This is a genomic window from Herbiconiux liukaitaii (assembly GCF_041927495.1).
In the GTDB taxonomy this organism is placed as follows: domain Bacteria; phylum Actinomycetota; class Actinomycetes; order Actinomycetales; family Microbacteriaceae; genus Herbiconiux; species Herbiconiux liukaitaii.
In genome coordinates this window covers 153,418-169,382 of record NZ_JBHFHG010000007.1, presented here as the reverse complement: position 1 = coordinate 169,382, position 15,965 = coordinate 153,418, and the positions used below count along the sequence as shown (strand labels likewise).

At 71.0% G+C, this 15,965-nt stretch carries 16 protein-coding genes; 3 read left to right on the top strand and 13 right to left on the bottom strand.

The features are described from left to right. Nucleotides 1–62 precede the first annotated feature (62 nt). From ACEXQC_RS15245 to ACEXQC_RS15195, 11 genes are all read right to left on the bottom strand, one after another. Entirely contained in the window at nt 63–932 is an 870-nt protein-coding gene (locus ACEXQC_RS15245) for an HAD family hydrolase (protein WP_374824148.1), read from the bottom strand. Further along, complete coding sequence (locus tag ACEXQC_RS15240) at nt 929–2,086, bottom strand: cysteine protease StiP family protein (RefSeq protein ID WP_374824145.1); 1,158 nt, start codon at nt 2,084–2,086, stop codon at nt 929–931. Before ACEXQC_RS15240 ends, ACEXQC_RS15245 begins: the two co-directional genes overlap by 4 nt. Continuing rightward, complete coding sequence (locus tag ACEXQC_RS15235; protein WP_374824142.1) at nt 2,083–3,915, bottom strand: phosphoribosyltransferase domain-containing protein; 1,833 nt, start codon at nt 3,913–3,915, stop codon at nt 2,083–2,085. Before ACEXQC_RS15235 ends, ACEXQC_RS15240 begins: the two co-directional genes overlap by 4 nt. After that, a complete protein-coding gene (locus ACEXQC_RS15230; RefSeq protein WP_374824139.1) occupies nt 3,912–5,102 on the bottom strand; it encodes an HpcH/HpaI aldolase/citrate lyase family protein in 1,191 nt (396 codons plus the stop codon). Before ACEXQC_RS15230 ends, ACEXQC_RS15235 begins: the two co-directional genes overlap by 4 nt. Nucleotides 5,103–5,104: 2 nt before the next feature. Next, nucleotides 5,105–6,235: a hypothetical protein gene (locus ACEXQC_RS15225; RefSeq protein ID WP_374824136.1), complete on the bottom strand. Its 1,131-nt coding sequence runs from the start codon at nt 6,233–6,235 to the stop codon at nt 5,105–5,107. A 24-nt stretch (nt 6,236–6,259) separates the two neighbouring features. Next, a complete protein-coding gene (locus ACEXQC_RS15220; RefSeq protein WP_374824133.1) occupies nt 6,260–6,811 on the bottom strand; it encodes a TerD family protein in 552 nt (183 codons plus the stop codon). Then, on the bottom strand, nt 6,811–7,362 hold the full coding sequence (locus tag ACEXQC_RS15215; RefSeq protein ID WP_374824130.1) for a hypothetical protein: 552 nt from the start codon (nt 7,360–7,362) through the stop codon (nt 6,811–6,813). The genes ACEXQC_RS15220 and ACEXQC_RS15215 overlap by 1 nt, the downstream gene beginning before the upstream one ends. Nucleotides 7,363–7,404: 42 nt before the next feature. Continuing rightward, entirely contained in the window at nt 7,405–8,625 is a 1,221-nt protein-coding gene (locus ACEXQC_RS15210; RefSeq protein ID WP_374824127.1) for a toxic anion resistance protein, read from the bottom strand. A gap of 58 nt (nt 8,626–8,683) precedes the next feature. Further along, nucleotides 8,684–9,262, bottom strand: coding sequence for a TerD family protein (locus ACEXQC_RS15205; protein ID WP_374824124.1), 579 nt, complete (start codon nt 9,260–9,262; stop codon nt 8,684–8,686). Nucleotides 9,263–9,288: 26 nt separating this feature from the next. Beyond that, the gene (locus ACEXQC_RS15200) at nt 9,289–9,882 is read right to left on the bottom strand and encodes a TerD family protein (protein WP_374824121.1); all 594 of its coding nucleotides are present in this window, start codon (nt 9,880–9,882) and stop codon (nt 9,289–9,291) included. 127 nt (nt 9,883–10,009) lie between these two features. Then, complete coding sequence (locus tag ACEXQC_RS15195; protein WP_374824118.1) at nt 10,010–11,212, bottom strand: TerC family protein; 1,203 nt, start codon at nt 11,210–11,212, stop codon at nt 10,010–10,012. A 118-nt stretch (nt 11,213–11,330) separates the two neighbouring features. Here ACEXQC_RS15195 and ACEXQC_RS15190 point away from each other — a divergent pair, with 118 nt between their 5' ends. Then, complete coding sequence (locus ACEXQC_RS15190) at nt 11,331–11,813, top strand: MarR family winged helix-turn-helix transcriptional regulator (protein ID WP_374824115.1); 483 nt, start codon at nt 11,331–11,333, stop codon at nt 11,811–11,813. Here ACEXQC_RS15190 and ACEXQC_RS15185 read toward each other — a convergent pair. Together ACEXQC_RS15185 and ACEXQC_RS15180 are read right to left on the bottom strand one after the other, a co-directional pair. Further along, on the bottom strand, nt 11,810–13,030 hold the full coding sequence (locus tag ACEXQC_RS15185; RefSeq protein WP_374824112.1) for an acyl-CoA dehydrogenase family protein: 1,221 nt from the start codon (nt 13,028–13,030) through the stop codon (nt 11,810–11,812). The genes ACEXQC_RS15190 and ACEXQC_RS15185 overlap by 4 nt on opposite strands. Continuing rightward, entirely contained in the window at nt 13,027–13,722 is a 696-nt protein-coding gene (locus ACEXQC_RS15180; protein WP_374824109.1) for a histidine phosphatase family protein, read from the bottom strand. The genes ACEXQC_RS15185 and ACEXQC_RS15180 overlap by 4 nt, the downstream gene beginning before the upstream one ends. 144 nt (nt 13,723–13,866) lie before the next feature. On the opposite strand from ACEXQC_RS15180, the gene ACEXQC_RS15175 reads away from it, so the two are divergent. Next, on the top strand, nt 13,867–15,285 hold the full coding sequence (locus ACEXQC_RS15175; RefSeq protein ID WP_374824106.1) for an amidohydrolase family protein: 1,419 nt from the start codon (nt 13,867–13,869) through the stop codon (nt 15,283–15,285). A 21-nt stretch (nt 15,286–15,306) separates the two neighbouring features. Beyond that, nucleotides 15,307–15,957, top strand: coding sequence for a hypothetical protein (locus ACEXQC_RS15170; RefSeq protein WP_374824104.1), 651 nt, complete (start codon nt 15,307–15,309; stop codon nt 15,955–15,957). The last annotated feature ends 8 nt before the right edge of the window (nt 15,958–15,965 follow it).

Sequence of the window (15,965 nt, the reverse complement as noted above, 5' to 3'; positions counted from 1 at the left end):
GGGGGAGAAGGGGATCAGCCCGTCGCCCAGCCCGCGGATCCGCCCTCTGTTCGGCCCCCTGTTCAGCCCGTGGTCTCGAGTGCGGGCGCGCTGATCGCCGCCGTCAGCAGCCGCAGCAGTTCCTCGCCCGCGAGGATGCCCCGCGCCTCCGTCACCGTGAGGTTCGCCGCCGCGTAGCCGGCATCGTGCAGCTCGCCGTGGGCCGGCCGGAAGGCCGCATCCGCCCCCTCGAGCATGGGCTGGTCGAGCAGCGAGTCGCCGGCCGCGAGGATGCGCACGCGGGCGTCGCCGGTCGCCGCCGGCCCCGTCGAGCCCGGCTCGGCGGCCTCCAGCCGCTCGGCCACCTCGGTCACCGCGGCCCGCTTCGTGAGCACACGCGGCACGCAGTAGAGCTTGCGCCCCTGCACCGACACCGACCACTCGAACGCCTCGCACGTGGCGTGCAGTTCGGCGAGCCACGCCTCGGGCATGGTCTCGCGGTCCACGATCGAGTAGACGAAGAGCTCGTCGGCGACGTTGGTCTTGAGGATCCACCCGGCGGCGAGCGGATCCTCGAGCAGTGCCCGCACCTCGGCCAGTGGAGCGCTCGACGAAGCCAGGCGGGAGCGCACCCCGTCGCCCCAGGCCGCATCCCGCACCCCGTCGACGAGGATCTCGCCGCCGTTGCTCGTGACCGCGAACCGCGGCTGTGCCCCGAGCTGCACGCGCTGGTACTGCGCGATCGTGCGCGTGGTGACGGGCACGAACTCGGCCCGCAGGCGCAGCTCGGCGAGGAGTCGCTCCGACTCGCGGGTCATGAACGAGATCGGCACCCCGTTCCAGAGCTCGGAGACGATGATCGGCGGCGCGAGCGCATCCGGGGTCTCGAGCCAGAACGCCTTGGGCGAGTAGATGAGTGTGCGGTCGAGGTCGCACGCCACGAGGGCGCTCACTGCTCGCTCCCCGCAGGTGCGCCGGCGACGGGGTGGATGAGGCCGACGCAGCTGTAGGGCAGCCCCGGCACGTACTCCACGGGCACGCCGCGCTGCTCGGCGAGCAGCAGCACGTGCGCGACGTCGTCGAGGGCGTCGGGCCGCACGAGGATCTTCCACGGCACCCGTCGCAGCAGCACCCGTGTGGTCTCGCCGACTCCCGGCTTCACGAGGTTGATGCTCTCGATGCCGTACTCCTCACGGATGCGCTCGACGGCGGCCCAACCGGTCCAGGTGGGCGTGCGGTCCTCGGCGAGGGCGGCGCGCACCTCGTCGGCCACCTCCTGCTCCACCTCGGCGAAGCGGTCGCAGACGGTGTCGAGCAGCTGCCCAGAGACGTCGTGGTCGGCGAGCTCGCGGTAGAACTTGGCGCCGTGGAACATGTCGTCCGAGATGAGGTCGGTGTTGTAGACCGTGCGGGAGACGAGGCCCGAGACCGTGGAGTTGAGACACGCCGAGGGGATGAGGTAGTCGTCGCGGGTGCCGTAGATGCTCACGCAGTGGCCGGGATCGGCCAGCACGGCGAGCTCGTCGGGGAAGCGCACACCGTCGGTGCTCGCGTAGAGCTCCAGGGCGGCCGTGAGCTCGCGGGCGATCGCGCCCTTGCCGGTCCAGCCGTCCACGAAGGCCACGCGGGCGGGATCGTGGTGGGCGGCGAGGTAGCGCAGGGCCGTGCGGTCGACCCCGACACCGCGCACGATGCTCATCGTGTAGTGGGGCGCGTCGACGCCGCGCATCCGCTTGGCCCAGCGGCGCATGAGGATGCCGATGGGGGTGCCGGCCCTGGCGAGCGAGACGAGAACGGGTGCGTTCTGGCGCTCGGCCAGCACGAGGTCGGTCACGACGCCCACGGCCACCGCGAGACGGCGGCTCGAGCGGGCGAGGGCGTCGCGGTAGAGCTCCTCGTACTCGGGCGAGGGGAGGTACTCGATGGGGAGCGACTCGGCGTAGTGCGCCGCGCCGCTCTGGATGGCCTGCTCGCGCTCGGCGGCGGGCGCCTCGAGCACGGTGTCGCCCAGGTCGGTGAGCAGCCACTCCACGTCGTCGGCGGAGTAGGAGCCGAAGGCGGGGCCGGTGAGCGGCTGGGGGAGGGCCGGTGCGGTGGCATCGGTCATGCGTGGTTCGTCCGTTCGAGGGAGGGGCGGGCGGTGGCTTCGGGGGTGGTGGCGGATGCTCGGGCGCCGGTGGTGGCGGGCGGGGCGGCGGATACGCGGGCCCCGGGTGCGACGGAGGCGGTGGCGGGCGGGGCGGCGGATGCGCCGACGGCTGGCGGGGTGGCCGCAGAGGTGGTGGATGCGCGGGCCCCGGGTGCGGCGGAGGCGGAGGCGGTGGGGGCGGCCTCGGGGAGGAGGGGGAGCAGCACGTGGTCGGTGATGCGGCGGAGAGCCTCGACGGCTCCGGCCGGGGCGAGGAGCCGCTCGCGGTCTACGCCGGGCTCGGGGAAGAGCACCACCGCGGCGAAGCGGTGCCCGCCCCTCGTGAGGTTGTAGGCGAAGCGCGGGCCGGGGCCGTCGACCGTGGCGTCGTGGCTCGCGAAGGCGATGCTCGAGGCGATGGCGTAGTCGGGCCGGTCGATGGAGGCGATGGGGGAGCGGGTGGTGGTGGAGAAGAGCACTCCGCCGCGAGCGCGGTCGAGCTCGGCGGCCACCGCGAGCGGCAGGGCGATGAACTCCTCCGAGCCGAGCACGAGCACGTCGTCGGCGACGTCGCCGGGCAGCGAGGCGATCAGCGAGCGGGCGATCTCGGAGGCCGAGGCCGGATCGAGTCGCCCGTCGATCCCGAAGCGCGCGCTCCGCACGGGCGCCACGTCGGGCTCGAGGATCGTGAGCGCGCCCTTCCGCTCGGGCTCCGGCGCCGGCGCGGGCGCGAGCTCCGGCCTCGGCGTGGGCTCCGATCCGGGCGCGGACCCCGGCTCGGCTGCGGGCTGCGGCACCCGGAGCGCCTCGATGAGGTCGCGCGAGCGCTGCAGCACGTCGGCCGGCAGGTCGATCGAGCCCACGCCGAGCGCCACCGCGGTGATGCGCGTGCCGAGTCGCGCGGCCAGCTCGTCCAGGGCCGCGCGGTCGGCCGCCGAGCGCAGGTCGATGAGCGAGGCCACCACCCAGTGCGCCTGCGGCGACTGCTGCTGCAGCGCGGTGATGGTGTTGCGCACGGTGCGCCCGGTGCTGAGCTCGTCGTCGACGAGCACGGTGGTGCCGTGCGGAGGCAGCCATCCTGTGCTGGTGCTGGTGCTGGTGCTGGTGCTCGCGTCCGTGCGGATGCCGGTGCTGGCCGGAGTGCCCGTGCCGGCCGAGGTGCCCGTGCTGGCTGTGGTGCTCGCGCCTGTGCCGGCGGTGGCGCTTGCGGCTGTGTCGGCCGCGGGGCCGATGCCTGCGCTCCACGCGGCGTCGGGGTAGAGGCGGTGGTCGCTCGCGTGCGAGTGCTCCTCCTCGAACGCCGTGTACGCAGCCCCGGGCACGTCGTGCCTCGTGGAGTGCAGGTAGGGCGAGCCGAGCGCATCCGCCACGAGGTGGCCGAGCCCCGTGGCCGTCTCGGCGTATCCGATCGTCACGATCTCCGGATGCCGAGCCGCCTCGCTCGACCGCCGCAGGGAGGCGAGCAGGTCGTGCAGCTCGCGCCGATCCGCCTCGTCGAGGGGGCCGCCCTCCGCGAGCAGTCGGCCGAAGGCGGCGAAGTCGCCCTCCTCGGGCCGGGTGCCGTCGATGGCCTCCCGCACGAGCTGCCCGAGCAGCGCGCCGGCCGCGAGCGCGAGGGCGGGAACAGTCGGCACGTGCTTGGCGAGCACCGTCGACACGAGCAGCTGCGCGCGCTTGGGGTTGTCGCGCAGCGCGAGTCCCACGAGCGCCTCGAGCGCAACCCGACTCCGCCCGGCATCCGTCTGCAGCGAGATGCCCACGGTGTCGCGCACGAACCCACCCGTCCACACGGGGAGCCCTTCCGTCACCGCATGCTCGCTTCGAGCAGGTCCACGAACGTGGTCTCCTCGGCAGCCACCCCGAACGCCTCCGCCCGCAGCAGCGTCTTGCGGGCCCAGGCCTGGTGCGGCTTCATCTCGTTCATCTTGTTGCGGTACGGGGAGGCCGTGGCCCCGCCCCCCACACCGTCGGCGATCGCGGCCGCGTCGAGGTACTCCTCGTGGCTCACCACCGAGAGCGCGTGCACCACGGGCACGTGGCTCGGGTGGATGACGGTCTTGCCGAGCAGCCCGTTGGCCTGGTCGAGCGAGATCTCGCGGATGAGCCCGTCGAGGCCCGCCAGCACGAGTCGGTGCCGCAGCTTCTTCTCGTTGGCCTCGGCGAACGGCGTGACACGCAGCTGGGGGCGCATGAGGCGCTCGGCGGTCTGGAAGTGCTCCCACACGGGGCCGGTGATCACGAAGTCGTCGGCGGGGCGGCCGAACACGTTCACGATCTCGGCGATCACGAACGACACGAGGGTGACGTCGTACACCGTGAGGTCGCGCGAACGCCGCAGCCCGAACGCGCTCGAGAGATCCGTGGCGCCGATCCGCACCGCCAGCACGTCGTCGCGATTGGCCTTGGTGACATCGGCGATGGCCTGCATGGCGCTCGCCCGCGTCTCGGCGTGGATCATGACGGGCGACTCGAGGATCGGCATCACCCGCAGGCGGTGGCCGTTCGCGCCCGTGCGGCCGTACTCGGCCTGGATGGTGTGCAGCGCGTCGAAGAACCCCTGGGCGTAGCCGTTCTCGTTCTCGTACTTCGGGATGACGAAGCCGCTCAGCAGGTCGAGGCCGGCACCGCTCTGCGCCGCCACCCTGATCATCTGCTCCGCCGTGCGCACCCGCACGAAGAGCAGAGGCAGCGCGGGCGGTTCGTCGCCGGCTGCGAGCGTGGCCAGCTCACCGAGCACGGCCGCCACGTTCTTCTCGGCGAACTCCACGGCGTCGTCGGCCACCGAGTCCTCGAGGCACAGCACCATGCTGAAGCACCCGCGCGCGCCCTGCTTGACCACATCGGCCACGAGGGTCGTGCGGTTGCCCGGGCTGTAGAGCGTGCCGCCGAGGGCTGAGGCGAGGATGGCGGGGGGCGAATCCACTCCCACCTCGGAGGGCAGCTTGTGGAAGAGCCGCTCGGACTCGTCGTGGTCGATGAAGCTGAAATGGCGCATGGTCAATTCGTCCTGGTGCGGCGTGGAGCCACAGAAGTGGTCGGCACGAAGCCGAACTCCCGCAGCAGGGCATCGAGCGGCAGACCGGGGGTCACGGGTTCCGCACGCAGCTCGAGCCGCGCACCGACCCTCAGCAGCGAGAGCACGAAGGCTCGGCCGTCGTTCGCGGGCACCGTGAAGTTCTCGTCGTCGAAGAGCTGCACACCGAGCGGAGCGTCGCCCGCCACGAAGAGCGCGCGCCGGAGCGACCGCAGGTGGCGGAGCGCCACGATCGCGTCGCCCTGGTCGAAGCCGACGAGCGGCCGGTTGCCCGAGGTGGTGACGGGGGTGCCCAGGGCGCCGCCGTCGAGGGTGAGCGCGCCGGTGACGAGGTCGGTGGACTCCCAGGCCACGGCGGTGGCGCCTGCGACGATGAGGCTGCCGATGGCCGACTGCCGCGGGTCGAGCCGCACGAGCGGCACGTCGGCGCTGAGCTCGCGCACCTCACGCACCGTGGGCGCGGGGAACGGCTCGGGCCCGCGCGGGCGAGCCGGAGCCGCGGGCCGTGAGGAGCCCGAGCCCGAGGCCGGCGCGGAACCTGACGCGGAGGGACGCTGCCCGAGATCGAGCCCACCCGACCCGCCGGATCCACCGGACGGTCGCTGCCCCAGATCGAGCCCGCCGGATGCGCCGGATCCACCGGAGGGGCGCTGTCCGAGGTCGAGCCCACCAGATCCGCCGGACCCGGCAGGGGGGCGCTGCCCCAGGTCGAGCCCGCCCGATCCGCCTGATGGTGCTGATCCGCCCGACCCGCCGGAGGGGCGCTGTCCGAGATCGAGCCCGCCCGATCCGCCTGACCCGCCGGATCCGCCCGAGTCAGCGGCGGGGCGCTGCCCGAGAGGGTGCCCGCCCGACCCGCCCGATCCGCTTGGGGCGGCGGCGGGGCGCTGCCCGAGAGGGTGCCCGCCCGACCCGCCCGATCCGCTTGGGGCGGCGGCGGGGCGCTGCCCGAGAGGGTGCCCGCCCGATCCGCCGGTGGGCACCTGAGCGGCCGGCGCGGGCGTCGAGGGCACGGCGGGTGAGGCCGTCGCCGTCTCGACCACCACGGGCTGCGGCTTCACCCGCCGGCGCAGGAAGACGAGATCCGCCCTCACGGGCGACGTGTTGCGCGGCACGGCTCAGACGTCGATTCGGAAGTCGGAGGCGATGCCGGCCAGCCCCGAGGAGTACCCCTGGCCGAGCGCCCTGAACTTCCAGTCGTCGCGGTGCCGGTAGAGCTCCGCGAGCAGCAGCGCCCGAGTGCTCCGCGCATCGCTGAGCGGCACGTCGAAGCGCACGAGCTCGCGCCCCTCCGGCGTCGAGACGCTCACGTAGGCCGAGCGCACAGGCGAGAAGTCACCGGGCCCCCGCACATCGGGATCGACATAGACGAAGAACGCGATCTTGGCGACCTCGGCGGGGATGCGCGAGAAGTCGACGTCGATCTCCTCCACGTCGTCGGCCGACGCGAACGAGACCGACCCGTCCTCGCTCTCGATCTGGTTGAAGAACACGAGGTGGTCGTCGCTCAGAGCCCGGCCGTCGTCGCCGCACAGCACAGCGATGGGCACGAGCTCGGTCTGCGGGCCCCTGCTCGGGATGATGTCCCAGCCGAAGCCCACGAGCACGGAGGCGAGCCCGGGGTTCTCCGCCGTGAGTGCGGCGTTGGCCCCGGCGACGAGTGACCCCATCAGCTGCCACCCAGCACGAGGCCCTCGTCGGGCGTCTGGAACTTGTCGGCCAGGAACCGGCCGTGCGTCGAGAGCTCGGCGATCGCACCGATGCGGATCTGGTTGAGCAGGTCGTGGATGGTCTCCTCGATCAGCTCGAGCTGGCGCGCGAAGAGCTCGGTGGCGCGCGACTCCTCGGCGCGATCCGGGGCGGGGAGCGCGAGGAAGGCGTGCAGCGGCGTGGCGATGTAGTCGGTGATCATGGCCTCGAGCAGCACACGCTGCTCGGTTGAGGCATCCTGAGCCGCGATGGTCGCCACGACCACCCGCAGCACGTCGTCGATCTGCCGCAGGCGCGACGACACGATGCCGGGAAGCTCACGCCCCGAACGGCGCGCGAGAGCCCGCAGTTCATCGAGCTCCCGAGCGGTGCGCTCGTCGTCGGTCTCGTTCGCCGGCGGCCGCGACGGGCGGTCGGCCGGAGTGAGCTCCGGCTCGCCCTCCTGCCGCACCTGCCCCGTGGGCGCGGGCGCGCCGTGGAGGATCGAGTTGACCAGTCGTCCTAGCGCCATGATCTGCCTTCAGTAGGGTCTCAGGAATCCAGCGGCCGTGGATCAGCGCAGCTCGCCGAGATCCTGACGCTCCGACTGGCGGCTCCGCTCGAGGTAGGGCTTCGCCCGCTCCAGGCCGGATTCGAGGGCGGTCACTGTGCCCTGCATGTTCTTGGCGGCCTCGGCGCGGAAGGTGTCGATGGCGTCCATGGTCTGGAACACGTTGTCGAAGGCCTTCTGCAGGGTCTCGACGCTCACACCCGAGGTGGAGGCCTGCTCGTGGATGCGCGTGGTCTGATCCTTCAGCATCTCGCTCGTCGAGAGGATCATGTTGTTGGTGGTCGTGTTGATCGCGTCGATCTGGTCGAGCACCATCTTCTGGTTCGCGAGCGCCTGGGCCACGATCACGGCCGTGCGGAGCGCCGCGATGGTGGTGGTGCGCGCGCGATCCACACCCTTGATGAGCTCGGTGTTGTTCTTGCGGATGAGATCCATGGCGAGGTAGCCCTGCACCGAGACGGCGAGCTGGGTGAGGATGTCCTGGTGCCGCTGGCGCACGGGGAACAGCACGTCGGCCTCGAGCTTCTGCGCCTCCTCCACGCGGCCCGCGGCGCGGCTGGCCTCGATCTTCTCCACGCAGGCCGCGTCGAGCGCCTTGGCGAACACGGCGTACTCGCTGAGCTGCTGCATGGTCTCCCACAGCTGCACCTTCTCGCCGGCGAGCGAGGCGTTGTCCTTCAGCAGCTCGTCCTGGCCCGCCATGAGCGACTTGATGATCTTGTCGAGCTGCACCTGCGCCGATTCGTACTTCTGGAAGTACTTCGCGAGCTTGTTGCCGCCGGGGATGAAGCCGAGGATCTTGCGCCCCACGCCGAGGTCGGCCTGGTTGGGGGTGAGGTCCTCCACCGTGCTGCGCAGGTCGCCCAGCGTGCTCGCGACCTTGATCTGGGCGTTGTTGCCCGAGCGCTTGGCGCCCGCCACCGAGGTGGAGGAGCGCTCCAGCATGCGGCTGGAGTAGCCGGAGGACTGCACCATCTCCTTGCCGCCGATCTGCGAGATCCCCTCCACCTTCTGGGTGAACTCGGGAGCGCGGGGATCCATCGCCGCCACCTCGGCCACGAAGGCACGGGCCTGCTGCTGGATCTCGCTCTGGCGCTCCACGGGAACCGGCACCATGCCGGGTGCCTGCTCGGCCTGGACGATCTCGGGGGCGTCAGGGGCGTGCAGCACCAGCGATGCTGCTGCGGACTCGTCGGCGCTCGGAGGAGTGAGGGGCGTGCTCATGACGATTGACTTCTCTCGTGTCGGAGGAATCGAAGGGGGTGGATCGAGTGCCCGGCGATCAGCCGAGCGAGACGCCGAAGTCGGTGGCGATGCCGGCGAGACCGGTGGTGTAGCCCTGGCCGACGGCCTTGAACTTCCACTCGGCGCCGTTGCGGTAGATCTCGGAGAAGAGCATGGCCGTCTCGGGCGCCGCATCCTCACTGAGGTCGAAGCGCACGATCTCCTGGCCGTCCTGGTCGACCACGCGGCAGTACGCACCGCGCACCTGGCCGAAGTTCTGGCGACGCTCGTCCGCCTTGTCGATCGACACCGCGAAGATCACGCGCTGCACATCGGCCCCGACCTTCTGCAGGTCGACCGTGATCTGCTCGTCGTCTCCCGCGCCGTCTCCGGTGCGGTTGTCGCCGAGGTGCACGACCGACTGGTCGGCGCTCGCGGGCTGGTTGTAGAAGATGAAGTCGGCCGAGGAGCGCACCTTGCCGTTCTCGGCCACGAGGAGCGCCGAGGCGTCGAGGTCGAATGCCTCACCCGTGGTGGTGCGGGGATCCCAGCCGAGCCCGACCGTGGCGACCGTGAGGCCGGGGCTGGTCTTGGTGAGAGAGAGGTTGCTGCCCTTTTCGAGGCTGAGTCCTGCCATGGCTGTTGCTCCTTCGGTGGTGCGGGCTAGAGGGTCTGGGCGGCCGGGCCCAGGAGGTCCATGACCGAACGGCCGTTGGCGCGCTCGCCGATGGCCTTGAAGCTCCAGCCGGCGCCCTCGCGCGAGACCTTCGACATGATCATCGCGGTGTGCGGGCCGGAGTCGGTGAGCTGATAGCGGGCGACCTCGGGGGCGCCGGGCGTGGAGTCGTCGACCACGCGGCTGAAGGCGTTCTTGACCTGATCGAAGGTCTGCCGGCTGTAGCTCGAGATCACGAAGACGATCTGCGCCACGGCGGGGGAGACCTTGGAGAGGTCGACCAGGATGGTCTCGTCGTCGCCGTCACCGGCACCCGTGAGGTTGTCGCCCGTGTGGGAGGCCGATCCGTCTTTGCTCTTGAGCTGCTGGAACCAGATGGTGTCGAGCACCTTGCCCGACGCGTCGAAGAAGATGGCCGAGGCGTCGAGGTCGACCTCAGCGCCGCCCGTGAGGCGACCGAAGAGGCCCTTCTTGACCGGCGCCGCGCTGTCCCAGCCGAGGCCGAGGCGGATGCGGGTGAGCGCTCCTCCGTCGGTCTTCGTGAGCGAGAGCGACTGGCCTTTCTCAAGACTCAGACCCATGTGTTTCTCCTTGCTGCTTCGAATCTCATAGACGTCATCGTGCACGATCAGGTCTCGGGTCCCGGAGGCGCACTGCCTACGTTAGTAGGATCCGGTGCGCCTCCGCTTGGAACCCGGTGTGCAAGGGCTAGTTGAGGCCCTTGGAGTCGGCGCTCTGGGTGCCGCGCTGGGCGTGGGCCGCCGCGAGGCGCTCGTGCAGCGTCTCGTCTTCTGCGGCCTTCTGCTGGTACTTGGCCGGCAGGGCCTCGAGCTGCTTCTCGCGCTCCACCATGCGGGTGAAGGTGGTCTCGCGGGCCACGTCGTCGCCCTTGAAGTCGTACTCCACGAACCGCTTGGCCTGAGCCTTGGCGTCGGCCATCACGGTGTGGGCGCGGCCGGCCGGGCTGAACAGCGAGAGCACGACGGTGACGGTGAGGATGCCGATGATCACGATGAGCGAGACGCCGGTGCTGAACTCGAACACCGGCACGTGCTCGCCGCCGTTGATGAACGGGAGGGTGTTCTCGTGCAGGGCGTGCAGCACGAGCTTGATGCCGATGAAGCCGAGCACGGCGGCGAGGCCGTAGCTGAGGAAGATGAGCCGGTCGAGCAGCCCGTCGATGAGGAAGAACAGCTGGCGGAGGCCCATGAGCGAGAACGCCGTGGCCGTGAACACGATGTACGGGTTCTGGGTGAGGCCGAAGATGGCGGGGATCGAGTCGAGCGCGAAGAGCAGGTCGGTTCCACCGATGGCCACCATGACCAGCAGCATCGGGGTGAGGACCTTCTTGCCGTTCTCGATCGTGAAGAACTTGTCGCCGTCGTAGCGGTCGGTGGTGTTGAAGAGGCGCTTCGCGAGGCGGATGAAGACGTTGTTGGCGTCGTCGCTCTCCTCCTCGGGGCGGAGCAGCTTGATGGCCGTGAAGATCAGGAACGCGCCGAACAGGTAGAAGAGCCACGAGAACGAGTTGACGAGCGCGGCACCCAGGAAGATGAACCCGGTGCGGGCGATGAGCGCGAACACGATGCCGAAGAGCAGCACCTTCTGCTGGTCGGCGCGAGGCACCTTGAAGCTCGCGATGATCACGAGGAAGACGAAGAGGTTGTCGACCGAGAGCGCCTTCTCGGTGATGTACCCGGCGAAGTACTCCGAGCCGAGGGTCCCACCACCGAAGATGAGCACACCGATGCCGAAGAGGATGGCGATGCCCACGTAGATGGCCGACCACTTGGCCGCCTCGGGGAGCGTGGGCTCATGGGCCTTCCGCACGTGGAAGATGAAGTCGAACGCGAGCAGCGCCAGGATGCCGACGATCGTCAGCACCCAGACGTATGCGGGGATGTTGTCCATGGAGGGATTGTCTCTCGGGTGGGAGGGCGGAAGGGGAGGGGTGTCTTGCTGACCATGTTAGTTGGGTTTATCCAACCATTCTCGACTTCTTCGCATCTTGATCAGGAATGATTCAGCTATGAGCGAAGAGAGCGACCCCGGTGCCGTCATCCAGGCGTCGTTGTCCACCGTTCTACGCTGGTCGACCCGATCCGACAACCGGCGTTCGCTCCACCATTCCGAGGGCGCCGCTCTCACGAGCACGGATGCGTGGCTGCTGGAGTACATCGCCACCTCCGGCCCCGTGCGCATGTCGGCGCTCGCCGAGTGGCTCTCGGTCGACCGCTCGACCATCACCACCGAGGTGCGCAGGCTCGAGGAGGCCGGCCTCGTGGTGCGGGCCCCCGACGAGAGCGATCGCCGCGCCGTGCTCGTGTCGGCGACGCCGGAGGGGGCGGAGGCGCTGCGCCTGCACCTCGAGGCCGCGCAGGCCGTCTACACCACGCTCGTGGGCAAGTGGAGCGAGCACGACCGCACTGAGCTCGCGCGGCTGCTCGAGCGCTTCGTGCACGAGTTCTCATGGGTGACGGACGCCATCCCGAGGCACAACGCGTCGCGCTAGCTGTAGCCGGAGGGCTCGGGGAAGGCTCCGCGCAGGGCGTGGTCGCCGACCTCCCGCGCCTTGTAGGCCACGGGGTCGTGCAGGGTGACCGTGCGGGCGTTCCGCCAGAACCGGTCGAAACCGTACGGGGTGCCCGTGGCGCGGGCGCCGGTGAGTTCGAACACCCTCGAGGTCACGTCGAGGGCCACCTTGGTGGTCACGACCTTCGCCGCCGCGATCTCCACGGCCGCCTCGCCGCGGTCGGCGTCGGTGAGCGCCCAGCCGCGCTCGGCGACCTCGGCCAGGAGGTCGGTGGCCCGCCAGGTCAGCGCATCCGCCGCCCGGGTGGCCGAGGTGAGCTCGCCCAGGAGCTCGCGGATGTAGGGGTCGTCGAGGGCGCTCTCGACGCCGCTCGTGGACCACGGCTTCGTGCTCGTCCGCACGTACTGCGCGGCCGCCTCGAGGGCGCCCTCGGCGAGGCCGACGTGCACGTGGTCGAGCGCGAGCTGGAAGAAGAGGATCGAGAGGGAGGAATAGGGGTGGTACCGCGGGCCGTCCTGCCCGCCGAAGCCGAGCACGTGCGCCTCGGGAACCCAGGCCGCATCGAACGACACGGATCCGGAGGCCGAGAGCCGCTGGCCGTTATTGTCCCAGTCATCGTGGTGGGTCACGGCCGGCTGGGTGGAGTCGACCACGATGGCGAGCCGCTCGCCCGTGTCGACCCGGGTGCCGCTCGCGGTGAGCCGCTCGGAGACCTGGGCGCCGGTGGCGAAGAACTTGCGGCCCGAGACCGTGAAGCCGCCCTCCGAGGGGGTGAGGGCGAGGCCGGCGTCGCGCGGGTTGCCCGCGCCGCCCCAGAACCAGTGCTGCTCTGCGAGGCCGCGCTGCAGGGCCTCGATGCGCTCGGTGTTCTCGTTGAGCACGACCCGCCACGAGTTGACGAAGTGGTAGGTGAAGAGGTGGCCGAGACCGCCGTCGGCGCGGATCACGGGGCGCAGGGCGGTGAAGACGGTGCGCCAGTCGAGACCGCCGCCGCCGAGCTCACGCGGCACGAGCGCGGGGAGCGTGCCGGTGGCGCGGAACGCTGCGACCTCGCCGAAGGGAGCGGTGCCCTCGTGGTCGCGCTCGGCCGCGACCGTCTCGAAGCCCGCGGCCAGGGCCGCGAGGGCGTCGACGGCCTCGGCGGGGTCGGAGACGACCCGCGCGGGGGCCACATGCTCGGTGACCGGCAGGCTCACCCCGCCACCTCGCTCCAGGGGGTGCGGTTCCAGCCGCGCAGCACCTGGTTGCCGTGCTCGAAGCCCAGCACGCTCACGGCGGCGGTGTCGAGCACGAGGTACTCGCCGAGGCGGATCGGGGCGCCCATCCAGGTGGCGGCGAGGGTGCGCAGGTAGTGCCCGTGCGAGAACACGAGCACGTCCTCACCCTTGTTGAGCGTGAGGTGGAGGCGGCGGATGACGGCCTGGTTGCGTGCCAGGAGATCGGCGGCCTGCTCGCCGCGGCCCTCCGCATCCGGCACGACGCCGTTCTCCCAGAGGTTCCAGTCGCCCCCGAACGCGGCGGCGATCTGGGGGCTCGTGAGGCCCTCGTACGAGCCGTAGTCCCACTCCACCAGATCGGCATCCTGCACCGCGTCGGGGTAGCCCACGATGGCGGCGGTGTCGACGGCGCGGCGGCGGGGGCTCGTGAGCACGAGGCCGAAGCGGCGGCCCGCGAGGGCGCGGCCCACACTGCGGGCCTGCTCCACGCCGCGCTCGGTGAGCGGGATGTCGGTGCGACCGGTGTGCCGGCCGTCGAGACTCCACTCTGTCTCGCCGTGCCGCACGAGCACCACCTGGGGGGCGGTGCCGCGGGGGGCGTGCTGGAAGGTGGCGCCGGCGTCGGGGTGGCCCTCGGGGAGGGCGGCCGGGTGCGGATCGGAGAATGTCATGGGGGCCTTCGGACTCTCGGGAGGCGAGCGCGGGAGGTCGCCTCGTCCAGGGTACCGGCAGGGCGGAGACCCGTGCGCGGAGCTGTTACCTCCGAGGTCATGCGGCGAAACCTGGCTGCAATGTCGGCGCGCGAGGATGACGGCATGAGTCTCACGGTGGTGAATGCGGTGGTCATCCCGATGGCCGACGGGGTGGAGTGGTTCAGGGGCTGGCTGCGGGTGGGCGACGACGGGCGCATCGCGGGGCTAGGCGCGGGGGATCCGCCGGCGCTCGACGACGGTGACGACGGTGCCGCCGGTGACGAGCCCGGGGAGCACGACGTCTTCGACGCCCGCGGCGCCTTCGTGGCCCCCGGCTTCATCTCGGCGCACAGCCACCTCTTCACCTCGGGCATGCGCGGCATGACGCCCGGTGACAACCTCTACGGCTGGGTCGGCGAGCAGAGCACCTTCATCGCGGGCGCCGACGTCGACGACATCTACTGGTTCACGCTGCACGGCTGCCTCGACTTCCTCGTCAACGGGGTCACGAGCGCCTACAACTTCACCGACTCGCGTGTGGTGGGCAAGTACGACGCCGAGACCGACAGCCGCGAGATCTACGCCATCCGCCCCGAGGAGTACCTGCACAGGCAGATCGACGCGGCGCGCGACGCCGGGCTCCGCACCATGAACGCCCTCCGCCTCGACAGCGAGTTCCAAGACGTGGAGGAGGCGTTCGAGGTGTTCGCGCGCGCCGTTGCCCACCTCAAGAGCGCCGTGCCGCCCGAGCTCGACCTCGGGGCCTCGGTGTTCGGGGCCGTGCAGTGGTCGGCCTCCGAGCAGGCGGCGCGCGACGAGGTGCGGGCCATGGATGCGCACGGCATCGGCAACCAGGCGCACTTCCTCGAGACGAGCGAGGCGCTCGACCAGCAGCGGGAGAAGTTCCGCTGGTACGACGAGGCGGGGGCGCTGCGGCCCGGCTTCCTGTTCGGGCACTTCGTGCATCCCGACGCGTACATGGCCCGCGTGGCCGCCGAGAAGGGCGCGGGCATGGTGTGGCAGCCGACCTCGAACGGGCGTCTCGGATCGGGCGTGGCCGACATCCTGCGCTATCTCGCCCTGGGCATGCCCGTGGGGGTGGGGCTCGACGATCAGAGCTGCACCGACGTCTCCGATCCGTTCCAGAACCTGCGCATCGGCGCGTACACGCAGCGCGCGGTGGCGCAGGACGCCTCGGTCGTGATGCCGCGCGACATGCTGCGGCTGCACACGCTCGGCTCGGCCGAGGCGCTCGGGGTGGCGGATCGGATCGGCTCGCTCGAGGTGGGCAAGTTCGCCGACTTCCTCGTGGTCGACCCGACGGCGCCCGACACCGGACCGGTGTGGGACGTCTACGCGCACTACGCCTTCGCGTGCGGGCTGCGCAACCTCACGCGTGTGTACGTGGGGGGTGAGCTCGTGGCGGAGGGCGGTGTCTCCACCAATCCGCTCGCCGCCGACGCCTCGCGCGAGCTGCACACCCGCGTGCGGGAGGTCGCGGGCCGGTCGGCCTCGCGGAGCACGGAGCGCCTCGCTTGGTGAGAGCTGAGATATGCTCAGTCGATGGGAGTCGCTGAGCTCAAGGCCGCCGTGGCCGAGCGCCTCGAACCGCTCGTGGGTGGGGAGGGGTTCGGCTGGCGGGTGTCGACGGCGTCGTTCGTGCGCAGGTCGCCTGGCGTCGTGGCCCAGCTCGTGGTGCGCGTGGAGCGGTCGAGGTTCCGCGAGGAGTACACGCTCAGCTATCCGCTCGTCGTGCGGCACGACGACGTGGAGGTCGCCTACCACCGCATCGTCGGCACCGAGAGGTCGCAGCTCGACGCGGGCCTCTCGCCTGCGGAGATCCGGCGCCTCATGCACGGGTCGCAGACCGTGGTCTCGAGCTGGGACCGCACCGAGATGTATCCGCCCCTCACGATGAAGCAGCTGATCGGGCCGGGCGACCCCGTGGTCGATCCGCGGAGGAACGCCGCTCGTGCGCTTCCCTGGCTCGAGAGGCACTCCGACCGAGCGGGCCTGCGGTCATCGCTGGAGCGGCTGAGCGGCATCGTCGGTCTCGACGCACTCGAGAAGCGCCTGGCCCTGCACCTCGCCGACGGCGACCGGGAGGGCGCCAGGCGGCTGGCGCTGCAGCTTCTCGCGGAGCCGCCGTTCACCCACGCCGATCCGGCGGGTCTCGTCGCCGTGTGCACTCGCGTCGTCGACGAGACCCGCTGACCGGATCG